General features: G+C 61.6%; 20 protein-coding genes. 9 read left to right on the top strand and 11 right to left on the bottom strand.

Annotation, left to right across the window (positions count from 1 at the left end; translation table 11 throughout):
- From ATI14_RS19100 to ATI14_RS19065, 8 genes are all read right to left on the bottom strand, one after another.
- Positions 1 to 1,137: an MFS transporter gene (locus tag ATI14_RS19100; RefSeq protein ID WP_016974009.1), complete on the bottom strand. Its 1,137-nt coding sequence runs from the start codon at positions 1,135 to 1,137 to the stop codon at positions 1 to 3.
- A gap of 70 nt (positions 1,138 to 1,207) precedes the next feature.
- Positions 1,208 to 2,572 (bottom strand): MFS transporter, encoded by a 1,365-nt coding sequence (locus ATI14_RS19095; protein WP_016974008.1) that lies wholly within the window; start codon positions 2,570 to 2,572, stop codon positions 1,208 to 1,210.
- A 55-nt stretch (positions 2,573 to 2,627) separates the two neighbouring features.
- Positions 2,628 to 3,407: an HvfC/BufC N-terminal domain-containing protein gene (locus tag ATI14_RS19090; RefSeq protein ID WP_016974007.1), complete on the bottom strand. Its 780-nt coding sequence runs from the start codon at positions 3,405 to 3,407 to the stop codon at positions 2,628 to 2,630.
- A complete protein-coding gene (bufB, locus tag ATI14_RS19085) occupies positions 3,404 to 4,228 on the bottom strand; it encodes an MNIO family bufferin maturase (protein ID WP_016974006.1) in 825 nt (274 codons plus the stop codon). The genes ATI14_RS19090 and bufB overlap by 4 nt, the downstream gene beginning before the upstream one ends.
- A gap of 125 nt (positions 4,229 to 4,353) precedes the next feature.
- Positions 4,354 to 4,626 carry a BufA2 family periplasmic bufferin-type metallophore gene (gene bufA2, locus ATI14_RS19080; protein WP_016974005.1) on the bottom strand — a complete coding sequence of 91 codons (273 nt, stop codon included), beginning with the start codon at positions 4,624 to 4,626 and terminating at the stop codon, positions 4,354 to 4,356.
- A gap of 26 nt (positions 4,627 to 4,652) precedes the next feature.
- On the bottom strand, positions 4,653 to 5,414 hold the full coding sequence (locus tag ATI14_RS19075) for an alpha/beta fold hydrolase (protein ID WP_016974004.1): 762 nt from the start codon (positions 5,412 to 5,414) through the stop codon (positions 4,653 to 4,655).
- 13 nt (positions 5,415 to 5,427) lie between these two features.
- Positions 5,428 to 5,868, bottom strand: coding sequence for a DoxX family protein (locus ATI14_RS19070; RefSeq protein ID WP_016974003.1), 441 nt, complete (start codon positions 5,866 to 5,868; stop codon positions 5,428 to 5,430).
- The gene (locus ATI14_RS19065; protein ID WP_016974002.1) at positions 5,865 to 6,137 is read right to left on the bottom strand and encodes a BufA1 family periplasmic bufferin-type metallophore; all 273 of its coding nucleotides are present in this window, start codon (positions 6,135 to 6,137) and stop codon (positions 5,865 to 5,867) included. Before ATI14_RS19065 ends, ATI14_RS19070 begins: the two co-directional genes overlap by 4 nt.
- 130 nt (positions 6,138 to 6,267) lie before the next feature.
- Between ATI14_RS19065 and ATI14_RS19060 the strand changes: the two genes are divergently transcribed.
- From ATI14_RS19060 to ATI14_RS19020, 9 genes are all read left to right on the top strand, one after another.
- Complete coding sequence (locus ATI14_RS19060) at positions 6,268 to 6,507, top strand: hypothetical protein (protein WP_016974001.1); 240 nt, start codon at positions 6,268 to 6,270, stop codon at positions 6,505 to 6,507.
- Between the two features lie 204 nt (positions 6,508 to 6,711).
- Positions 6,712 to 9,528, top strand: coding sequence for an ATP-binding protein (locus ATI14_RS19055; protein WP_051032816.1), 2,817 nt, complete (start codon positions 6,712 to 6,714; stop codon positions 9,526 to 9,528).
- A gap of 993 nt (positions 9,529 to 10,521) precedes the next feature.
- The gene (locus ATI14_RS19050; protein ID WP_016969179.1) at positions 10,522 to 14,049 is read left to right on the top strand and encodes a hypothetical protein; all 3,528 of its coding nucleotides are present in this window, start codon (positions 10,522 to 10,524) and stop codon (positions 14,047 to 14,049) included.
- 218 nt (positions 14,050 to 14,267) lie between these two features.
- Positions 14,268 to 15,464, top strand: coding sequence for an MFS transporter (locus tag ATI14_RS19045; RefSeq protein ID WP_231124422.1), 1,197 nt, complete (start codon positions 14,268 to 14,270; stop codon positions 15,462 to 15,464).
- Between the two features lie 353 nt (positions 15,465 to 15,817).
- Complete coding sequence (locus tag ATI14_RS19040) at positions 15,818 to 16,561, top strand: transporter substrate-binding domain-containing protein (RefSeq protein ID WP_016969178.1); 744 nt, start codon at positions 15,818 to 15,820, stop codon at positions 16,559 to 16,561.
- 3 nt (positions 16,562 to 16,564) lie between these two features.
- A complete protein-coding gene (locus ATI14_RS19035) occupies positions 16,565 to 17,212 on the top strand; it encodes an amino acid ABC transporter permease (protein ID WP_017255663.1) in 648 nt (215 codons plus the stop codon).
- Positions 17,213 to 17,227: 15 nt separating this feature from the next.
- On the top strand, positions 17,228 to 17,962 hold the full coding sequence (locus tag ATI14_RS19030; RefSeq protein ID WP_016969176.1) for an amino acid ABC transporter ATP-binding protein: 735 nt from the start codon (positions 17,228 to 17,230) through the stop codon (positions 17,960 to 17,962).
- Entirely contained in the window at positions 17,955 to 18,629 is a 675-nt protein-coding gene (locus ATI14_RS19025) for an amino acid ABC transporter permease (RefSeq protein ID WP_016969175.1), read from the top strand. The genes ATI14_RS19030 and ATI14_RS19025 overlap by 8 nt, the downstream gene beginning before the upstream one ends.
- Before the next feature lie 236 nt (positions 18,630 to 18,865).
- The gene (locus ATI14_RS19020; protein WP_016969174.1) at positions 18,866 to 19,330 is read left to right on the top strand and encodes a cupin domain-containing protein; all 465 of its coding nucleotides are present in this window, start codon (positions 18,866 to 18,868) and stop codon (positions 19,328 to 19,330) included.
- A 4-nt stretch (positions 19,331 to 19,334) separates the two neighbouring features.
- Here the strand turns inward: ATI14_RS19020 and ATI14_RS19015 are convergent, their stop codons facing one another.
- Genes ATI14_RS19015 through ATI14_RS19005 form a run of 3 tightly spaced genes read right to left on the bottom strand, consistent with a single transcriptional unit; the run spans position 19,335 to position 21,473 of the window.
- Positions 19,335 to 20,381, bottom strand: coding sequence for an EscU/YscU/HrcU family type III secretion system export apparatus switch protein (locus ATI14_RS19015; RefSeq protein WP_016969173.1), 1,047 nt, complete (start codon positions 20,379 to 20,381; stop codon positions 19,335 to 19,337).
- Between the two features lie 3 nt (positions 20,382 to 20,384).
- On the bottom strand, positions 20,385 to 21,197 hold the full coding sequence (sctT, locus tag ATI14_RS19010; RefSeq protein WP_016969172.1) for a type III secretion system export apparatus subunit SctT: 813 nt from the start codon (positions 21,195 to 21,197) through the stop codon (positions 20,385 to 20,387).
- A 6-nt stretch (positions 21,198 to 21,203) separates the two neighbouring features.
- The gene (locus ATI14_RS19005; protein ID WP_016969171.1) at positions 21,204 to 21,473 is read right to left on the bottom strand and encodes an EscS/YscS/HrcS family type III secretion system export apparatus protein; all 270 of its coding nucleotides are present in this window, start codon (positions 21,471 to 21,473) and stop codon (positions 21,204 to 21,206) included.
- Positions 21,474 to 21,505 lie beyond the last annotated feature (32 nt).

Below are 21,505 nucleotides of genomic sequence, written 5' to 3'. Positions count from 1 at the left end.
TCACATCAATGGGTGGGAAACCTTTGCCCGCCAGCAGAACACCGCGCTGACGGCGATGGCTGCGCCGGCCAGGCCAAACACCACCGGCGCCGAAGCGATCGGCAGCAACACACCGGCCAGCAACGGCCCGAGGCCCGCACCGACGTCACGCCACACGGCGTTGGATGCCAGTGCCGAAACCCGCATCGACCCCGGGTTGCGCTCGGCCACCAACGTGGTCACCAGCGGCAATTGCAGTGCGCGCAGCACCAGCACCGCCGCCGCGCCGACGATCACCCAGTAACTGCCGAACGCGGTCAAGGCCAGGGCGCTCATGAATGAAAACAGCAGCAGCATCGAGGTGGCGCCAAAACGCTGGGCCGCGCGGCCGCCCAACGGGCTCAGGAGCATTTCCGAGGCATACCGCAGGGCCATCAGACCACCGGCGATCAGCACCGCGTTGCCGCCGAGGATCTTCTGCGCCTGAATCGACAGGCCGAAGATAAACAGGCCGTCCAGCGCTACGCCCTCAATAAACGACCAGGTCGCCACACTGTCCGGCCATTTGAAGCGACGGCCCGTGCTGTGCAGATTGTGCCCGGCGCGCGGCAAACCGTGGGCGGCCCACACGCCCAACAGACAACAGCCGGCCAGAATCAGAAAGATCGGACGCGGCCCGGCCCATAACGTCAGCCAGCCGCCCAACGGCAGCGCGAGCATTGGCCCCAAAGCAATCACCGCCCGTGAGCGCCCGGCCCGACGCGCCGCCCCCGCAGGTTCCGAGGTGGCCAACACCTGGGTCGACAGGTTCAACGCAGCAAAACACAGGCCCCAGATCAGCCGCAGCCCGAGCAACGCGGCAAAACCCGACAGCATGGAGTTGCCCAAGGCGCATACCGTGGCGGCACCGGCGGCGATCATGCAGGTCAGCCGGTCGCCGTTGCGCGCGTAGAAGTTCAGCACATGCCGGTAGCCAAAAATCCGCACTAGGCGGTTGGCGGCCAGCAACACGCCCGCCTGGGCCAGGGTGATGCCGAAGGCCTGGGACTCCATCGGCAACAGCAGGTAGAGCAACACGTCACTGGGCAGGCATAAAGCAAGGGTCAGCGCGGCGCGGCGGGAAGACACATCGGCAGTGCGTTGGGCCAGACTGGACATAAATCTGAAACATCCCGAAATATTCAGGTCGCCACGGTAGCCTTCCGCCGCGGTGTTTTACAACGCCCGATCAAACCTTTTTGTCATAGGGCAACAAGCGCAACCAACTGGCGACGGCCCCCGCCAGGGCGAAGGCGCACCCCAGCCACAGCGCAATCTGCGGGCCGCTGCCCAGGGATAAATGGAAACAAAAAGCCACGAGCGACGCGCCCAGCGTTTGCCCCAGCAAGCGCGAAATCGCCACGATGCCGCTGGCCCCGCCACTGCGAGCCAGAGGCGCGCTGGTCATGATGGCCTTGAGGTTGGGCGACTGGAAAAAGCCGAAACCGGCGCCGCACAGCGCCATGCGCCAGCCGATATCAAAGGCCGACGCGCCGCTGCCCAGGGTCGCCAACGCCGCCATGCCAACGCTGAGCATCAACAAACCGATGCCGCACAACATGCCCAGCGACACCCGGTCCGCCAGGCGCCCCGCCACCAGCGCCATCACCGCCACCACCGCCGGCCACGGCGTCATCAGAAAACCGGTTTCCACCTGGCTATGCCCCAGCGCCGCCTGCAACAGAAACGGCAACGAGACAAACGCCAGGCCCTGGGCGCTGAACGCACAAATGGCCGTGAGGGACGACAAGGCAAACACCGGACGCTTGAACAAGTCCACCGCCAGCATCGGCGCCGGGTGGCCCGATTCGCGGCGCAGCAGCAAGGCGCCGCACACCAGCGCCACCGCAATCAAGCCCAGCGTCAAGGCGCCCTGAGCCCCGTGCACGGCGGTGCCAAGCCCCAACACCAGCAAGGCAAACAGCCCGGCACACAGCACCGCCGCGATACGGTCGAAGGCATGCCCGGTCAACGGCAGCACCGGCAACGAGCGAAAACCCAGGCCCAGTGCCAGCAGGCCCAGCGGTACGTTGATCAGGTACAGCCAATGCCAGGTCGCCACCGACAAAATGGCCGATGCCGCGGTCGGGCCGAGGGTAAAGGCCAGCCCGACCACCAGCGAGTTGTAACCGAGCCCCCGGCCGAGCATTTTCGAAGGGTAGATGTGTCGCAGCAGCGCCGTGTTGACACTCATCAGCGCCGCCGCCCCCAGCCCCTGGGCCACTCGCGCGGCCGTGAGAGTCAGCAGCGACCCCGCCAACCCGCAGAACAGCGACGAAACAATAAACAGCAGCAACCCGCCCAGGTACACCCGACGGTGCCCCAGCACATCACTCAAGGATGCAAACGGCAGCACCGTGGCGATGATCGCCAACTGGTAGGCGTTGACCACCCAGATCACCGACGCCGAGTCGGTGCCGATCCCCTGGGCCAGCGTCGGCAATGCCGTGTTGACGATGGCCGTGTCCAGGGTTGCCATGCCGATCCCCAAAGACAGGGCGATCACTGCCGGCAAGCGTTTATTGAAGGGCAACCCATCGGCGACAGAAGACATGAACCACTCACACAGGTGACGAAGGCCTCTAGAGTACGGGCAGACGGGATTTTTTTCAGTGGCCTATTGCCTGGCTGTCAATATTTTCATGTTCGATTACCCCCACAATCAATTCACTGCCCAGCCAACCGGCCAGGTATTCACCGGCCTGCATCACGCCGGCCTCCTCCCCCAGGCACTGCACCAGAAACTCGCACAGCCGGGCAAAACTGCCGTCCGTCTGCAGCTGCAACAGGGCCTGCAACTCCAGGGCATCCACCTGACGCAGTCGAGAGGTGAATTCACGCCGCCACACCAACAGGCCGCCCGCCTCGTCCAGCATCGCCGCATCGGGCGCTGGTGTTTCCTGCCAGAGCGCTGACCAGATGGCTTCGGCGTTGGTGGTCAGGGCGTGGCAGCGCAGGGACGGGCTCAGTTGCAGCACCGCCGTGTCCCAATCCAGGTGCGCCAGGGTGTCCATCGCCAAAGGCCGCGCATCGGCCGCGACAAAGGCGTCGTTCAGTGCCGACTCGATCCAGGCCAGTTCGTGCACGTCGGGGTTGTGGGGAAACAACGTTTTCAGCGTCTGGTGAAACCCTGCAGGGTAGGCGTCCAGGCTCCAGGCGTGGGGCGGCTGTTGGTCGATATGGTGGATGCTGGCCGCCAGAAACGCCTCGTCCCCCACCCAGCGGCGCAGGTTGGGAAACGCCTGTTCCAGGCACCCGATCAATTGCGCCCGGTAGTTGTTCTGGTACACCGCAAGGCCCGCGTGGTGATTGCCGAGCGCCTCTGCCGATTGCGCCGAGGCGCTCACCAGCCAGCCGCGAAAAGCCTGTTGCCACTGCGCCAGGTTCATTGCGCCGCCCCCAAAGCACGCGCCATGGAGAGCTCCTGCAGCAGGTCGGCCAGTGGCGGAATCGCATCGTCACGCTCGATCATGGTCGCCACCGGGCCGAGTTTGGCGCGGGCCTTGGCGTAAAGCGCCCACACGCCACCACACACCGGGCTGTCATGGCTGTCGATCAACAACTCGCGGCCCTGGCTGTGGCCGGCCAGGTGAATCTGGCGCACGCGTTCGGCGGGAATGCCGTCGAGAAACGCCAGCGCATCAAACCCATGGTTGCTGGCGCTGACAAACACGTTGTTGACGTCCAGCAACAGCTCGCAACCGGTGCGCTCGGCCATGGCGGCGATAAAGTCCCACTCGCTCATCACGGCGCCGTCAAAGACGAGGTAGCTGGACGGGTTTTCAAACAGCATCGTGCGGCCCAATGCATCCTGGGCCTGATGAATATTGCTGCACACCAGGTCCAGCGCTTCCTCGGTATAGGGCACGGGCAGCAAGTCATGGGCGTTGAAGCCGCCACTGCGGGACCAGCTCAAGTGGTCAGACACAAACAGCGGCTCGATCTCGTCCACCAGCGCCTTGAGGCGGCGCAGGTAGGCCTTGTCGAGCCCCTCAGCGGTGCCGATGGACATCGACACCCCGTGCAAGGCCACCGGGTGGCGTTCACGCACCTGGCGCAGAATGTGCCGGGGCTGGCCGCCTTCGACCATAAAGTTTTCGGAGATCACTTCGACGAAATCCACCGGCACCGAGGTCTCCAGGAAGTCGCCGTAGTGCTCCTTGCGCAGCCCCAGGCCGTAGCCGGAAAAATGGGGGTTGGGTGTGGACATGGACCGTTCTCCATCAAAATCTGTGGCGAGGGAGCTTGCCCCCGCTCGGCTGCGCAGCAGTCGCCGCTTTTTGGGGATGCTCCGCATCCCGGCGCAAGCAAGCTTGCTCGCCACAGGGGGGTGGATTACTTCGGCTCGGTCAGCGTGCCGCCAGCCTTCAGGCACTCGGACGGGGTCTTGACGATCACGCCTTCACCCTTGCAACTGTTGAGGCCCTTGCAATCGTTTTTGGCGGTGGCGCACAGGCTGGTGCCCTTGCAGGTGTTGACGCCGTAGCAACGGCCCGGCTTTTCATGCTGGTCGGCGGCGCTGGCGGCCGTGGCGAACGTGGCAGAGGCCATGGCCACCAGGGCAGCGGCGGCGGCGAGGCTCAGGCGGGATTTGAGTGCAGTGTTCATGGGTGTTTCTCCAGGGTTGGGGTGAATTACTTGATAACGGATGCAGCGTCTTCGATGACCTTCGCCACAGCCTCGGGCTGGGAGATGTACACCGAGTGGCTGGCCTTGATTTCGGTGACCGTGGAACCGGCGCGCTTGTACATCCAGCGTTGCAGGTCCGGGCTCAGGGCGCGGTCTTCGGTGGACACCACGGCGTAGGTCGGCTTTTTATGCCAGGCCGCGGCCCACACGGTGCCGCCGAACAGCGCGGTGGTGGCCGGCACTTGGGAGGCGGCCATGAAGTCGGTGCGGTTGGTGGTCAGGTCGGCGGCGAAGTCCGCGTTGAACTTGGTGCGGTCGAAGAACAGGTGACCGTCGCGGCTGGCCTTGATGTCATCACTGGGCGCCGGCATGGAGCCGATCAACTGGGCCATGTTCTCGCCCACTTCCGGTTGCAGCGCCGACACGTAGACCAGCGACTTGACCTTGTCGCGGTCCCCGGCAATCGAGATCACTGCGCCGCCGGAGCTGTGGCCCACCAGTATCACCGGGCCGACTTGCTGCTCCAGCACCTCTCGCGCCTCGGCCACGTCGGCGGCGAGGTTTTCGTGGCCCTGGTGCACCACCGTCACCTTGTAGCCTTTGTGAATCAGGATGTCGTGCACCACGCGCCAGCCGGAGCCGTCGACAAACGAGCCGGGCACGATCACCACGCTTTTACCGGTGCCGGGCTGCGGCGCATCGGCCGCGTGAGCCAGCATCGGCACGGTCAGGGCCATGGCAATGGCCAGGGAAGAAAGCATGCGCATCAGAAAGTCTCCATCAACGAACAGTTAAAGGTTTGGCAAACAGCAAACGGTCCAGCGACCACGCCCCGCCGCCACAGGCCAGCAGCGGCAGCAACAGGCCCGCCCAGGTCAGGTGCACCGGCCAGGCGTCGGGGTACACAAACACCTCGATCACCAGGGTCATGCCCAACAGCGCGGCAGCTGCCGGACGGGTCAGCAGGCCCAGCACCAGCAGCAGCGGAAACAGGTGTTCGGCGTAAGTCGCCAGGTGCGCGGCCCACTCCGGCGGGATCAGCGGCAAGGCGTATTCCGACCGGAACAGCGTGTAGGTCGAGGGTTTCAGCTCCAGAAAACCGCTGACCTTGGTGCGCCCCGAGAGAAAGAACACCGACGCGATGCCCACCCGCGCCACCAGCAACAGCAGCGCGTCGGGCAGCAGGCGGCGGATCACCGCTGCCGGGGCCGCTCGGCTCATGGTTGCTCCGTCAGGCTGCCGTAGCCTTTGGGGGTTTTGATTTGGGTGCAGGTGCCTTTGTCGACCAGCACCCAAGCATTGCCCTGGTAGTCGGCAGTGGCGGTGCCGGCGCACGAGGTGCCTTTACCGGCCGCGCAGTCGTTGGCGCCGGCCAGGGCCACGCCAAAGCATTTCTCCTGGGGCTTGGCTTCATCGGCATGGGCGACGGCCGCGAAGGCGCCGAGGGACAGGGCAAGGGTGGCCGCGAGGGCTGCGTAAGGACGCTTCATCGGTGTATCTCCTGGCTTGACTGAGTGTGGCCAGGGCGCCTGAGGTGGTGGGTAACCACCGGCGCCGGCTGGTGAACAGAGTTAAAGCCAGGCGTGTATCCGGTCTGTGTCGCAAACACGACAGAACGTCATGCAGGTGTATCAGGCTGGGCTGGGGATACAGTGCGATACACAGCCGGAAAAACAGCGCCAATTCACCGCCGTTTTATTCGGCTTCCCGAACGACACAATTGGAAATATTCGCCTTTCCGAACGGGCGTACCGAAAACTCGTCGACGACCACAAAAATCACCATAAATTTCATGCGGTTGTTGTCATCTTCGTTACATGCCAACTGGCATACATTCTGCTTTATCCAGGTTTCTGGTAATAAAATGTTTCAGGTTTGAGACAGTCTCATCAACTGAAACAAGCTCCGTGACACGCCTATAAAAACGACATGCCCCACAGGAGGGCGGCCTTTCCGACTCTTTGATCGACGTCAACTTTCCAAGACTGCTGCTGCACATCTGCACCCAAAAGGGCGAATGGCCTGATCGCCAATAACAAGCCCGACTATAAAAAGGACGAATTGATGAGCTCGAGCAAATCCCACGCAGTGTCCTGTATGGACGCAGACCACCCGGCCCCGGTGACTACCGAGAACGCCCTCGGCTTCGGCCCCTTTCTGTTACTGGCACGCCAGCATGTGTTGTTGCGCAACGGCGAGCCCGTCACCTTGGGTAGCCGCGCCCTGTACCTGCTGATCGCCCTGGCTACCCGCGCCGGCGAATTGCTGGAGAAATCCGAACTGATTTCCTTCGCCTGGCCCAAAGTGGTGGTCGAAGAGTGCAACCTGCGGGCGCAGATCGTCGCGCTGCGCCGAGCCTTGGGCGACGATGGCAATTTCAGCTATATCGTCACCGTGCCGGGCCGGGGTTATCGCTTTGTGGCGCCGGTCACCGTACAGGCTGCCGGCGACGAAGCCTTGCCAGTGGCCTATACCCGCGCGGAAGAACCCAGCCTGCCCGCACCTGCCGGCGAAGTGATCGGCCGCGATGCCTTGGTCACCCACCTGGCCGGGCAAGTCATCAGCCAGCGCTTCGTGACCATCACCGGCCCGGGCGGCGTGGGCAAGACCACCGTGGCCATGGCCGTGGCGCATAACCTGGCCAGCGAGTTCAACCTCGACACCTGCTTTGTCGACCTGGCCCCCGCCATCAGCGGCCAATGGGTGGCCGGCATGCTCGCCAGCGCCTTGGGCATCCAGACCATCAGCGAAGACCCGCTGCACAGCATCGCCGCCACCCTGGCCGAGCGCCGCCTGTTGCTGGTACTGGACAACTGCGAACACGTACTGCCCGCCACTGCCGAGGTCGCCGAAACCCTGCTGCGTGCCGCGCCCCATTGCTGCGTGCTGACCACCAGCCGCGAGCCGCTGCGCGCCGACGGCGAGCGCGTACACGACCTGGCACCGCTGCAAGTGCCGGATCAAACCGCCAGCCTGAATGCGAGCGAAGCCCTGGCCTGGTCCGGCGTGCGCCTCTTTGTGGAGCGTGTGCGCGCCCTCGATCCCGAATTCGTGTTCAAGGATGCCGACGTGGCGGCCGTGAGCGCCATCTGCCGCAAACTCGACTGCAATGCGCTGGCCATTGAAATTGCCGCCGCGCGGGTGCGCACCTTTGGCATTCAGGACCTGGTCGGCCTGCTCGACGGCAGTTTCCGCCTGCAAATGACCGGCCGGCGCACCGCCCTCGCCCGCCATCGCTCCCTCAGCGCGACGCTGGACTGGACCTATTCCATGCTCAGCGATGACGAGCAGGCGATGCTGCGCCAACTGGCGGTGTTCACCGGCTCCTTCACCCTCGACGCGGTGAAGGCCATGACCGCCAGCAGCACCCTCGACCCGCGCAACGCCCTGCCCCTGCTGGAAAGTCTGATGGACAAGTCGCTGCTGATCGCCGGTGAATCGCAGTTGCTCAAACGCTACCGCCTGCTGGAAACCACCCGCGCCTATGCCCAGGAAAAGCTGATCGAATACGGCGAAGCCAACTCCACCGCACAGCGCCACGCCCAGTACGCCCTGGGCGTATTGCAGGAAGCCGGCCAGACCCTCGACGGGTTGTCTCCCGAGACCTGGATCGCGCTGTATGGCCCCGAAAGCCACACCGTTCGTTCGGCCCTCGAATGGGCGTATTCCTCCACCGGCAACCTGGCGCTGGCCATTGAACTGACCCTGGGCGCCGTGCCGTTGTGGCTGCGCCTGTCGCTGGTCAGCGAGTGCCGCACCTGGGTCGACAAAGGCCTGGCGAGCAATGCAATCAGCCCCTTGCCGGTGCGCCAGCGCATGCTGCTGCAAACCGCGCTGGCCAGCGTGCTGATGCTCACCTACGGCACCGGCGGCCCGATGCGCGAAGCCTGGCGCCAGGTACGCGAAGACGCCCGCGACCTGGGTGACGCCGAACACAAATTGCGTGCGTTGTGGGGCTTGTGGACCGACCGCGTCGGGTGCAACCAATACACCGAAGCCCTGGAACTGGCTGAGCGTTATATCGCGCTGAACAACAGCGGCAACCAGCAACTGCTCGGCAAACGCATGCGCGCCGTGGCCTTGTTTCACATGGGCGACCTGGCCGGCGCGCGGCAGAATATCGACGAAGCCCTCGGCTCGCCGTCGGCACCGCGCTCGCACATCATCGACGTGCATTTCGACCAACGCATCGCCGCGCGCACCCTCAAGGCCAAGGTGCAATTGCTGGAAGGCGACGTTGACCCCGCGCTGCGCATGATTGGCACCTGCGTCGACGAGGCCGTCTCGCTCGATCATCCGGCGACCCTCTGGTACACGCTGTGCATGGGCGCCATTCCTCTGGCGTTGCTGGCCTCGAACCTGCCGAAAGCCCGCCACTACCTGGGTTTGTTGCAAGACAGCACGACGCGCCAGGATCTGCATATCTGGCGGCTGTTCCGCTTGTGCTTCGAGAGCACGTTGTTGATTCGCCAGGGCTCGCCGGAAGAAGGCGTGCCGCAGTTGGGCGAGGCACTGCATCAGTTGCAGGGCCAGGGCGACAGCCAGCTCTACAGCATGCTGCGCTGTGAATACGCGCTGGGGCTGGCGCGCCTGGGCCTGGAAAAGCTGGCGCTGGAGGTGTTGGAAGACACCTTGCAATTGGCGCTGGGGCGGCATGAACGCTGGTTTGTGCCGCAGATGTTGCGGATCAAGGCGCAGTTGACATTGCGTCAGGGGCATTACGGCTCGGTGGAGAAGGCCAAGGTGTTGCTGCGCCAGGCGTGGGTGGATGCGCAGTTGGCGGGGGCGCATTTTTGGCGGGCACAGATTGCGACGGATCTGGCGCGGTTGCAGGAACCTAAATTGAGGATCGCTTCGTTGCCGCGGTTTCAGCATCGCTGAAGGTTGGTTGGGGGTATATCCGTTATCGGGGTAACGGCGGATATTGGTTCCGCTCTTACAGCGGCTCACTTTTGAACAGCGCAAAAGTAAGCAAAACGCTCTTGCCCCAACACTCGGCACCTCGCCTAGGCTCGGTGTGCCCGTAATCCGACAGGAATTTGGGGGGCCGCCGCCACGCGCCATCCATGGCGCGGGGCGGCTAAACCGGCATCCCTGCCGGTTTACCCCCCAAATCCCTGTCGAATTCCGGCCAGCGTGTTTTAACGGGGCGCCCAGGATCAAGATCAAAAGCAAGAGCACGGCGGCCTAGTAGCCGACCTGAGTGGTTAGATCAAAAGCGATTCGGTGAAGGAGCTGGCTTTTGTGGGAGCTGGCTTGCCTGCGATGGCATCAACCAGTTCCGCCTGATGTACCGAGGTGTCTGGATCGCAGGCAAGCCAGCTCCCACAGAGAAGCAAAGCCGAACTCGCTCCCACATTTGGATATTCATTTGTCTGGGAGAACGCTATCTGCTCTAGAAAAAACAGCGCTTTTGATTCAACCACTCAGGCCGGCTGTCAGGCCGCCGTGCTTTTGCTTTTGATCTTGATCTTGATCCTGGGCGCCCCGTTAAACACGCTGGCCGAACGCAGGCTTGAATCCGTGGGTAACCCGGCAGGACGCCGGGTTAGCCGCGCTGGGCCAAGGATGGCCCATCGCGGCGGCCCACGGATTCAAGCCGGAGTGAGGGCACACCGAGCCCAAGCGAGGTGCCGAGTGTTGGGGCAAGAGCCCTTTGGTTACTTTGGGGCTTTTCCAAAGTGACCCGCCGTAAGGGCGGAACCCTAAGCAGCCGTTACCCAAATACCAGATATACACCCAAAAGCACACCCAAATGACACCCTCATTTCACAGCTGTGAAAGCTTGTGCGATCTTGTCAACAAACCCGTTTTCACGCCCCGTCAGCGCCTAGTATCGAGTCCTCGTGCGCCCCCACTCACATGGACTGAATGATGATCAACCGACCCGAGAAAACCGCCTCACCCCGCGTCGCTGAAACCAAGGCACCGGAGCGTATTTTCGATGCGCTGTTGAACAAGGCCAAAACCTTGGCCGCCGCCGGGTCAGGCGATAAAACCTTCAAGCCCAAAGTGCTGGCGGCGCAAACCGGTGAAGGCCTGAAAAAGCCCGGCGAGATCAAGCCCGACGACTACAAGGAAGTCACCGCCCTGCCTGCCAAGCTCGACATCGACAAGCTCAAGGTCGTGTCCGAAGACAAGGACGCCGGCGTCATCTATTTCGAGCAGGACGGCAGCAAGTTCAAAATCACCCGCGAGAGCGCCGAAAACGTCCAGGACGGTTTCGACAGGCTCAAGGGCCTGCACTTCGGCCACGCGGTAGCTCCCGTCAATCAAGGCGGCCCGGACGAAGGCACACCGCTCTACGACCTGCTGCACACCCTCGCCGAAACCCAGGGCACGCCCGCCGGCAAGGAAATCCGCGAAGCACTGCGCAACCCGGACCAACAACTGCTGCGCGAAGACGACCCCACGGTGCGCCTGGCCAATATCAAGTCGGTCGGTGAAGCCAAGGACGGTGTGGTCAAGGTCGAGATGACCAGCGGCCAGACCCTGGTGATTTCCGAAGCACTCACGCCCCAGGCCTTTGCCAGCTTCAACAGCGCCGGGTTGACCAAGCAAGCCCTCGCCGACGGCAAGGCCAAGGGGTTTGAGGAAGTCACCAGCCTGCCGGGCGACCTGGACTTCAGCCAGCTCAAAGTGGTCTCCGAAGACACGAAGTCCGGGGTGATTCTGTTCGAACACCAGGGCAAGAAATACATGATCAGCCAGTCCGAGGCCGCCCTGCCCCAGCCCGGCGCCGACCTCAGCAACCCGAACCCCAACGCCGGCAGCAGCCTCTACAACTTCCTGCATGCCGTGCACGCCAGCGAAGGCACCCAGGCGTTCGACTACATCAAGAACGCCCAGTCCCTGCCCGGCCAGGAGCTGTTGCGCAAGGACGAAGCCAGCCTCCAGCTGGGTGACATCAGCAAGGTCGATGCGCCCATGGACGGCATCCTGGTGGTCAATCAGGCTGACGGCAAACTGCTCGTGGTTTCCAAAGACATTACCCCCGAAGCCTTCGCCGCCTACACCACCAAAGGCCAGACCCTGGCCGGCATCGAGAAGGCCAAGGGCGATGGCTACAGCCTGGCCGGGCCGGATGCGTACCTGTCCTCGACCGAAGACATCATGAGCGTCGGCGGCGTGGGCGATTACGGCCCCGGCCTCATCGCCTTCACCCAGCACAAACCGGGCGGCAGCGAAGAAAAAATCGTCGTCAGCGAAGAAACCAATCCGCAGATGTTCGAGCAGATTTCCGGCTACCGCACCGATATCGCGCAGCAAACCACCGACGTCGACAAACTGCGCGCCGACAACGGCCTGCCGCCGCTCAAGGACGTGTCGGCCGACAATCTCGCCACCACGGAAAAAGACGACAACGGCAACCCGTTGACCGTGCAGGACCTGTCGATGAAAACCCTGGTGGACAGCTACCGCGCCGGGGTCAAGGACGGCAGCATCGCCAAGGACGACCCGCGCGCCAAGTTCCTGCGCGCCGTGGAAGCCAAAAGCATGGCCGACAACGGCATGTCGATCATTCCCGAGCACGGTTTCACCAATCAGGGCACCGCCACTCCGCCGATCGACGTCACCTCGCGGGATGTGCGCGACAACATCTTCGACACCAAGTCCATCGACAAAACCATCAGCGAACTGCTCGGCGACTCGACCATCCAGGCCGACATCAAGGCCAACCACGACGCGGCGCTGGGCAAGGTCGATGGCGGCCAGGCCAAGGTCGATGAAGTGCACCAGAAGCTGATCGACAGCACCTCGTCGGAGAACTTCACCAAGTACATCAAGTCCCTGCAGGACAGCGGCAAGACTGAACTGGCGACCCAGGAAATCCAGACCGCCTACACCGCCCTCGCCGATATAGACCCGGCCAAGGCCGACAGCTTCATGCAGAACCTGCAAATCGACGGCTATACCGACGCCGTTGAAAAGCTGATGGACGACCCGAGCAAGATCAGCGACGACAACACCGCGCTGGCCACCCAGGACAACACCCTGGCGATTCTGTCGATGCTCAAGGGCAGCGCCGACGGCCTGCCGCGCCAGGCGCTGGGGGTGTATTCGAAGTTCGTCGACCAGTTGCTCAAAGACAAGAACGCCGCCGCCGACTTCGGCAAGGCGATGATTTCCCTGGGCGACACCTGGCAGAAAAACGGTGTGATCAGCTTCAGCGACATCGAGCACGCAGTGAGCAAGGAAATCATGCCGGGCCTCAGCGAAGAGAACCGCAGCTCGTTTGTGAAGAACTTGAGTTTCCTCAAGGACAATGGCGTGCTCGGCTCGGTCGGCGGCGCTATCGGCATGGGCCGTATCGTCTACCAGCTCGCAGGCCAGGGCGGCAAGCTGGCAGACACGCCGATGAAACGCCTGGGGATCGCCAACGACTTCCTCGGCTTCCTCGGCACCGGCTCACACTTCGCCACCCTGGGCTTGAAGGTCTACGACAAACTGCGCGGCACCAACGCCTACAAACTCATGGGCTTCGACCGTTCCCTGCCCGACCTGTGGGCCAAGCCTGGCGAGGGCTATCACGCCCTGCCCAAGGATGCCGAGGCCATCCAGAAGAAGTACTTCGACATCGTTGACCAGGCCATGGACGACGGCAAGGACGTGGGCAAGGTGCTCAACAGCGGCGGCTGGAGCGACGAAGGCGCCAAGAAGGTTCAGGAAGGTATCGAAAAAGGCATCGCCAGCCGTGGCGGCGTGGCCGGTGCGGGCTTTGGTGCGAAGTTCGCCAGCAGTGCGATCAAGGTCATCGGCATGGCCACCGACGTGGCGGGCGGCGTGATCAGCGTGGTGCAGGCTGCGTTCACCCTGCGCGACGGCGTACGCGAGAAAGACCCGATGAAAATTGCCGGCGGCTCACTGTCCCTGGCCGGCGGTGTCAGCAGCCTGGTGGCCGCCGGCGGCGGCGTGCTGACCACCCTCGGCATCACCGGGCGGGTCATTCCGTTCCTGGGGCCGGTGGGTTTTCTGGTCTCCGGTGCGCTGTCGTTTATCGGCGCGATCCTCAGCACCGTGCAGTCGCACAAGTTGCACAAGATTTCGATGCAGAACTGGGACCAGATCCAGGACTTCAAGCAGGACGGTTTGCTGAAACCCAACGGTGACGAGGCCTATGTATGGCTGCAAACCTACCTGTCTGACTGGAGCCAGCGCGACGCGCCCCAGGACCAGAGCATTTTCGACTTCCGCAAAAGCGAGTGGGATGCCCGCGCCAGCGTGCGCAGCGGTGACCACCAGCGTGATCACGCCGACTACATCGGCGACGGCAACAACCGCAGGTCGGAGGACTTCAAGTACTCGCTCAAGCCCTCGGAATGGACCGATGACAATCACAACATCATCTGGCGGGTGGGTGATGGCTACGGCGGGCCTTATCACGATGTAGACAACGGCTGACTGTGGCGAGGGAGCTTGCTCCCGCTGGGGCGCGAAGCGGCCCCAAAGACAGGACTGCTTCGCAGCCCAGCGGAAGCAAGCTCCCTCGCCACAGAGACAGCGCTGTTCGGTGCATCACAAAAAGCGATGAATACCCGTGAGTATTTGTCGCTTTTTTTTGTGCGCCATTCGGCACTTAATCACCCCCAAATACCCGCAACACAAGGTTCTGCGCCGTCGTGAACACCACCGTCATTCACCCAAGTCTTTCCATCGGTAAAACTGCCCTGCTGGGCCTGTTGCAAATCCTGACCTGGGGCGGCTCCTTTTACCTCATGGCCGTGCTCGCAGACCCCGTGGTGGCAGACACCGGGTGGTCGCGCGAATGGGTGCTGGGTTCCGTGTCCATCGGCTTGCTGACGGCGGGTGTGGTCGCGCCGGCGTGCGGCAGGCTGCTCGTACGCTACGGCGGCCGACGTGTGCTGGCGTGCCACGGTTTCCTGATGGCGGCCGGGCTGTGGATCATGGCCAGCGCCCATACCCTGCCGCTGTTTCTGGCGGCCTGGGTGTTGATGGGAATGGGCATGGCAGCGGGACTCTATGACGCCCTCTTTTCCGCGCTGGGTGCGCTCTACGGAATGAAGGCGCGCGGCACCATTACCGGCGTGACCCTGATCTCCGGTTTTTGCACCACTTTAATCTGGCCGCTGCTGGCCTTGCTGGTGCACACCCTGGGATGGCGGGGAACCTGCTACTTGTACGGCCTGGTCCTGATGATCGGCATTTACCCGCTCTACCAGTACTGCCTGCCGCACCAGCAGACTCCGTCGGAAAAAAAACCGACCACGGCCCGCACGGCCCTGTCCATGGACCCGACGCTCTATTGGCTGATGACCGTGCTGTTTTCGCTGTCTGCGGTGCTGATGACGGCTATCTCGGTGGTGGTGATCGTGCTGCTGCAAGAGCGTGGCAACTCTCTGGCTGCGGCCATTGCACTGAGTGCGATCATCGGCCCCGCCTCGGTGGGGTCGCGCATCGTCGACCTGCTGACGCGCAACAAGCACCCCATGTGGACCATGCTGGTGTCGGTGTTCATGACTGCTGTCGGGCTGTGCATGCTCGCCTTCACCGCGCAATTTGCCGCCTGGGCCCTGGTGCTCTACGGCGCCGGCAACGGGCTTCGAGCCATCGTGCGAAGCACATTGCCGCTGGCCATCGTGCCCTTGAAAGACTACGCCATGGTCTCCAGCAAAATGGCCGCACCGGTGTATTTCAGCCAAGCGATGACGCCCTTGGCCATTGGGTATCTGTTGGCCCTGACGGGCGCCGAGGTGACGGTATCCCTTTTGGCAGTGCTGTCGATCGCCACGCTGGCGGTCGCGTGCTATCTGGTACTCAGCATTCGGCATAATGATTCACAGGGCAAAAACGCTTAGTTCCATTTTGGATCACTTTAAGCAAAAAAATTATAGTGACACTTTCGAACTATTCCATTTGCACCACTCTAAACGTGCCAGTAGTATAACTATTACAAAATGAATATTTATTCATTGGATCCAAGTTAAGTAACTTCACACGCCTGGATCCAACTTGTGATTCTGTATGTTTGCCGCTCGAACGGGATGATGGCTATACGCCGCATATTCTCGTGACGGTATAAACGCCCTATTTGGATAGAGAGGCTCACCCACTTCCGTTGGGAGAGTTATCTGTGAATGTGTGATGGATCACCGATCTCAACTGGCTGTAACCTTAATGAGAGAGTGATATGCGAAGCTTAAAAAAAATAATGTTTGCATCCTTGCTGAGTCTGGTCGCCGCTGGCGCTTCTGCGGGTGACCTGCTGAAAGGGAAAACCCTGGAAGTCGCTGTCTCCCCCAACTCGCCGCCGATGCTGTTCAAGGATCAGAGCGGCCAGCTGCAAGGCGTTGACCTGGAAATCTTCAACGGTTACTGCAAGTCTCGGGGCTGCACGATCAAAACCACGGAGTACGACTGGGACGGCATGTTGGGCGCAGTCGCCAGCAAACAGGCAGACCTCGCGTTCTCGGGTATTTCAATTACCGACAAACGCAAGAAAGTGATGGACTTCTCAATCCCATATTATGAGAACTCTTTTAATCTGGTGAGTCTGGAATCCAAAAAACTGACCATTACCGACTTGTCGCAATTGAAAAAATACAGCATCGGCTACCCGCGCGGCATGGCGTACGCTGATTTGATCAAGTCCGACCTGGAACCCAAGGGCATTTACAAAGTTGCCGACGCCAAGTTGTACCCTTCGTACAATGAAGTGATCACTGACCTGCAAAACGGCAATCTGGATCTGGCCTTTATTGAAGAGCCGGTGTACGACAACTACAAGTTCCACCAAAAACTGCCCATCGCCGTCAGCTACTCTTTCAAGGGCGTTGACCACCTCGGTTTTGCCTTCCAGCAGGGCTCGCCGATCCGCGCGGACTTCGATGCCTACCTCAAAGAACTCGGCCCGCAGAAGTTGGCCGCCATCATGGACAAATGGCTGAAGTCGTAACTGATGTTTGATCGTCAGTTCTTCGATGTCATTGGGCTGTTGCTGCACGGCGTGGTGGCGACGTTCTACATCACGCTGTCGTGCTTCATCACTGCCTTTGCATTGGGGTTGGGGGTCGCCGTGTTACGGCGGCTTTCCGGCCAGCGCACAGGCGCCGTGCTGAGCGCCCTGGTGTTCATTGTTCGCTCGATTCCGGTGCTGGTGCTGCTGTTCCTCGTGTATTTCGGTTTGCCCAGCCTGGGCATTCGGCCCTCGCCGATGATCGCCATGAACCTCAGCCTGGGCGTGATTGGCGGTGCCTATATTTCCGAGGTATTTCGCGGCGCGTTGGGCTCGGTCGAACACACTGAACGGGTGGCGGCCCAGTCGATGGGCTTCAGCGACCTGCAGGTGGTGTTCCATATCGAGCTGCCGCAGATGCTGCGCTTCTCCCTGCCGGGCGTGATGAACGAACTGACCGCCATTTTGAAAAACACACCCTTCGCCTACACCGTCGGTTTCACCGAGATCCTCGGGCAAGCCAAGGCACTCACGGCCTCCACCTCACTGGGCGTGAACATCTACCTGGTGGCTGGCCTGATGTATTTTTGCATCTATAAATTGTTCGCCGTGGCGATGCTGATGATTCGGCGCCGCTTTGCCGAGCAGTGATACCGGGAAGAAAGCATGGCGATCCTGCACATAAGCAACCTGACCAAGGCATTTGGCGATCATGTGGTATTGAACGGCATCGACCTCACGGTACATGCCGGCGACACACTGGTGATCATGGGGCCTTCGGGCTGCGGCAAGACCACCCTGATCCGCTGCATGAACCTGCTGGAACGACCCGATCAGGGCACAATTCTGTTTCACGGCGAAGACTTGCTGAGCCCGCAACTGGATATTCGCAAGTTGCGCAAGAACATCGGGTTTGTGTTCCAGAATTTCGCCTTGTACCGGCACCTCAGTGTGCTCGACAACATCACCCTGGGCCTGCGCAAGCTGCAAGGCAAAAGCCGCGAAGAAGCCCGGGCCCTGGCGCTGGAAGAGCTGGCCTACTTTGATATGGCCGCCCATGCAAAAAAGTTTCCGGCCCAGCTGTCTGGCGGCCAGAAGCAACGTGTGGCGCTGGCACGCACCCTGGTGATGAAACCTGAAATCGTGATCCTCGACGAACCCACCTCGGCGCTGGACCCCTTGATGAGCCAGGAAGTGGCCTTGCTGATCAAGAAGCTCGAAGCCCGGAAAATCACCACCGTGTGCGTGACCCACGACATCGCTTTTGCCGACCAAATCAGCCAGAACGTGGTGTTCATGTACGCGGGGAAAATCGTTGCACAAGGGCCGGTTGCAGAACTGGCCGTGCACGCGCCGATTCCCGAAGTCGCCTGGTTCTTCGGGAAGAAACGTGATGCTTGAGAGTTGGCTGAGTTTTTATCAGGACTTCGTTGAGCAGTGGCCATTGATCGCGTCGGGCATCCTGGCGACCGTGAAACTGACCCTGACCGTTTCAGTCACCGGCTTCGCGCTGGGCGTGCTGGTGTTTTACCTGAGCCTGAGCAAGCGCGCCGGAGTCGCCCGGTGTGTTGAGGCATACAAGTCGTTTTTCATCGGCACGCCGCTGATTTGCATCATTTATATTCTTTACTACGGCCTGCCAGGCATGGGGCTGCGGCTCAGCCCGTTTGAGGTGATGGTCATCGGCTTTACCGCCAACGTGGGCGCCTACAATGCGGCCTATTTACTGACAGCCTATAACGGGCTGGACAAAAGCCAGCTGGAAGCTGCCACCGCGCAAGGCTTCAGCGATATGCAGATCTACACGGGGATCATCCTGCCCCAGGTGCTGCGCACCTCGATTCCCGCGTTGACCAACCAGATCATTTACAACCTCAAAGACAGCTCCATTGCGTTTCTGGTGCAGTACCCGGAGTTTTTTGCGCGCATGCAGGAACTGGCCGGGGGCAACTTCGAGTTCTTCAAAACCTACACGCTGACGGCGGTGTTCTACGTGCTGCTGGCCTCTGCGGTGTTTTTCGCCTCCAGGACCCTTGAGAAGCGCAATGCACGGTTGTCCTGGGAATAAGTCTGTGGTGGGTGATTCATTGTGGCGAGCGGGCTTGCCCCGCGTTGGGCTGCGAAGCGGCCCTAAAACCTGCCACCTCGGTTTAACTGAAAGCACGCGGTGGCCTTGATGGGGCTGCTTCGCAGCCCAACGCGGGGCAAGCCCGCTCGCCACCGTGACGGGAATAAAAACCGCCTTCAATTGTTTTAGTCAGGACGGGACACGATTTCCCTACTGCCAACAGCCGAAGGAACACCATGAACCAATCGCCCCCAGCCCTGCTCCCTCTCGTTGTCACTCCGCAAGAGGCGTTGCCGGTACGCCCCTTCGGGCTCGACATGCATATTTTGCTCAGCACCGAAGCCAGCGGCGGCGCGACCTCCGTGATTATCGCCAGCCACAACCCCGGTGAAGGCCCGCCCCACCACCTGCATCACTCGCAGGAGGAGTACATCTTCATTGTTGAGGGCACCTACCAGGTGATCGTCAACGGGGCTGAACAGACGGTAGGGGCCGGGACGTTGCTGTTCATTCCGCGCGACACCGTGCACAGCTTCAAGAACGTCGGCGACACAGTCGGTCGCATGCTCGACTGGACCTTGCCCGGCGGGCAGGACAAGTACTTCAAGGCCATTGATCAACTGGCGGCCGAAGGCGGTTTCAGCCCGGAAAAGGCCAAGGCACTCAGCCTGGAATACGACACGCACTTTCCACAGGTGTAAGCCTTCAGATCAGGCGTGCCGCCACCAGCCAGTCCGCGACCGCCTGAAACGACGCGTCCGGCACCGGGTCGCCCGGTACGGTCTTGCGCGCAATCTCGGAAGCCAAGGGCTTGTCCGGCGCATGGGGAATGCCCAGGTCATAGGCTTCCTGCAGCATCAATAACGCTTCCTCCGGCGCGGCGCGGCACACGATCACCGGCACCGGTGTCTCACCACGCACGTAACGCACACCCACCACCCAGCCGTCGGTGGTGCCGATCATCATCGAGGCGCGGCCCAAGCCAAGCTTGGTGGCCAGGGCCTGCATTTCGTTGCGCTGGCGGCGGCGCTCGCTCTTGATCAGCGGGTCGCCGTCGATGTCCTTGCGTTCGCGCTTGGTTTCGCTGCGGGTCATTTTCATGTCGCGGCCGAACAGCCAGCGCTGCATCATCACGTCCACGCCCCCCACCAGAATGAAGGCGCACAACACGGTAAACACCAGCGGCTTGAGCACCAGGAAAAACGTCGACTCCATGCACTCCGCGCCACAGCGCGACGACTCCATCAACGCCTGCAACGCATGCTTGCCCACCACGTAGAAGGCGATCGCCAGTACGTGCACCTTGATCAAGCCTTTGATGAATTCCACCAGGTTGCGCAGGGCAAAAATTTTCTTCATGCCCTCCGCCGGGTTGATGCGCTTGAACTCGGGTTTGATCGGGTCCACCGAGAACACAAAGCCGCGCATGGTGATGATGTTGGTCAGGATCACCACCCCGGTGGTCACCGCCATCACCGGCAGCGTGATGCTGATCACCAGTTGTTCGGCATGGTCTAGCACCCTTGGCCACACGGTGGCGAACGGTTCGGTATAGATCTGTGCGGTCAGGTCGAGCAGCGCCGTCACCTGAGCCTTCGCCCGTGGCGCGAGAATGGAAATGCACAGGGTGCAGAACAAAATGACCATGCCCGACACCAGGTCCTGGCTCTTGGCGACCTGGCCTTTTTTGCGTGCGTCCTTGAGTTTTTTGTCCGTGGCCGGCTGGGATTTCTCTTCGCTGGTATCCGCCATGGGCTACTCCATGCCGGCCAGGGTTTTGAGCAGCTCGACGGTGCCGCGAAACTCCGCCAATTGGTCGAGCATCAACGGGATCAAAAAGCCGATGTAGATCACCATCAAGATGGTGAAAAACAGGTTTTTCACCGGCAGCGACAGGTCGAAAATATGCAGGTTCGGCGCCATGCGTGACAGGTAGGCGAGCATCAAGTCGGTGATCAGCAACGAGATCAGCAGCGGCGACACCATCAGCACGCCCACCCGCATGATCTGGTCAAGGATCGACAACACCGCCAGCAACGCGGAGCTGGCAAATACCGGAGTAAACGAGGTCACCGGCCACAACTGGTAGCTGTGGTAGTAGCCATCGACCATCAGGATAAAACCGCCGGACATGAAGAACAGCGTGATCAGCATCACCGTCAGCAATGTCGCCATCACGCTGGACTCCCCGGACGATAACGGGTCCACCAGCTGTGCCATGGTCGAGCCGCGTTGCAAGTCGATCAACTCCCCCGCCACCTCGGCGGCCCAAAACGGAATGCCGAACAGCAGGCCGATCAGAATGCCGATCAAAAACTCCTTGATCAGCAACCCGGCGATAAACACGCTGCCGTGTTCGGGCATCGCCGTGAGCGCCTCGAACACCGGAAAGAACATGGGAATGGAAATGGCCACGGCCACACAGCCACGAATCATGCCGGTGAGGCCCAGGCGGTTGAACGCCGGGGTGATCACCACCACGCCCATGGCGCGGCAGGCGGCAAGCGAAGCGGAACTGATCACCGGGTAGGCGACTTCCAGGAACTGCGCGGTCAGGCTGGCATCCATGGGCGGTCAGCGCGTCCACATCGGGAAATTATCCAGCACCTGGCCGCCCAGTTCCGCCACCTGGCCTGCGAGCACCGGGCCAAGAAATACGATGGTCAACAGTACCGCCACCAGCTTCACCACCTGGGGCAAGGTCTGGTCCTGGATCTGCGTGAGCGCCTGGAACAGGCCCACGCTCAACCCCACGATAATGGCCACGCCCAGGGCCGGTGCGGAGAGCATCAGCACGGTCATCAGCGCCTGTTTCATCAAGGATAAAAATACATCCTGGCCCATCACTCACCCCTTAAATGCACATTCACCCTGCA

It is taken from the genome of Pseudomonas tolaasii NCPPB 2192 (assembly GCF_002813445.1).
Taxonomy (GTDB): Bacteria; Pseudomonadota; Gammaproteobacteria; order Pseudomonadales; family Pseudomonadaceae; genus Aquipseudomonas; species Aquipseudomonas tolaasii.
Note: the sequence above shows the minus strand (reverse complement) of the source record. Positions and strands in the feature narration are given on the sequence as shown.

Coding starts and splice junctions, on each gene's coding strand:
- ATI14_RS19100 (WP_016974009.1), bottom strand. CDS start 1,137: ATGTCCAGTCTGGCCCAACGCACTGCCGATGTGTCTTCCCGCCGCGCC.
- ATI14_RS19095 (WP_016974008.1), bottom strand. CDS start 2,572: ATGTCTTCTGTCGCCGATGGGTTGCCCTTCAATAAACGCTTGCCGGCA.
- ATI14_RS19090 (WP_016974007.1), bottom strand. CDS start 3,407: ATGAACCTGGCGCAGTGGCAACAGGCTTTTCGCGGCTGGCTGGTGAGC.
- bufB (WP_016974006.1), bottom strand. CDS start 4,228: ATGTCCACACCCAACCCCCATTTTTCCGGCTACGGCCTGGGGCTGCGC.
- bufA2 (WP_016974005.1), bottom strand. CDS start 4,626: ATGAACACTGCACTCAAATCCCGCCTGAGCCTCGCCGCCGCCGCTGCC.
- ATI14_RS19075 (WP_016974004.1), bottom strand. CDS start 5,414: ATGCGCATGCTTTCTTCCCTGGCCATTGCCATGGCCCTGACCGTGCCG.
- ATI14_RS19070 (WP_016974003.1), bottom strand. CDS start 5,868: ATGAGCCGAGCGGCCCCGGCAGCGGTGATCCGCCGCCTGCTGCCCGAC.
- ATI14_RS19065 (WP_016974002.1), bottom strand. CDS start 6,137: ATGAAGCGTCCTTACGCAGCCCTCGCGGCCACCCTTGCCCTGTCCCTC.
- ATI14_RS19060 (WP_016974001.1), top strand. CDS start 6,268: ATGCAGGTGTATCAGGCTGGGCTGGGGATACAGTGCGATACACAGCCG.
- ATI14_RS19055 (WP_051032816.1), top strand. CDS start 6,712: ATGAGCTCGAGCAAATCCCACGCAGTGTCCTGTATGGACGCAGACCAC.
- ATI14_RS19050 (WP_016969179.1), top strand. CDS start 10,522: ATGATCAACCGACCCGAGAAAACCGCCTCACCCCGCGTCGCTGAAACC.
- ATI14_RS19040 (WP_016969178.1), top strand. CDS start 15,818: ATGTTTGCATCCTTGCTGAGTCTGGTCGCCGCTGGCGCTTCTGCGGGT.
- ATI14_RS19035 (WP_017255663.1), top strand. CDS start 16,565: ATGTTTGATCGTCAGTTCTTCGATGTCATTGGGCTGTTGCTGCACGGC.
- ATI14_RS19030 (WP_016969176.1), top strand. CDS start 17,228: ATGGCGATCCTGCACATAAGCAACCTGACCAAGGCATTTGGCGATCAT.
- ATI14_RS19025 (WP_016969175.1), top strand. CDS start 17,955: ATGCTTGAGAGTTGGCTGAGTTTTTATCAGGACTTCGTTGAGCAGTGG.
- ATI14_RS19020 (WP_016969174.1), top strand. CDS start 18,866: ATGAACCAATCGCCCCCAGCCCTGCTCCCTCTCGTTGTCACTCCGCAA.
- ATI14_RS19015 (WP_016969173.1), bottom strand. CDS start 20,381: ATGGCGGATACCAGCGAAGAGAAATCCCAGCCGGCCACGGACAAAAAA.
- sctT (WP_016969172.1), bottom strand. CDS start 21,197: ATGGATGCCAGCCTGACCGCGCAGTTCCTGGAAGTCGCCTACCCGGTG.
- ATI14_RS19005 (WP_016969171.1), bottom strand. CDS start 21,473: ATGGGCCAGGATGTATTTTTATCCTTGATGAAACAGGCGCTGATGACC.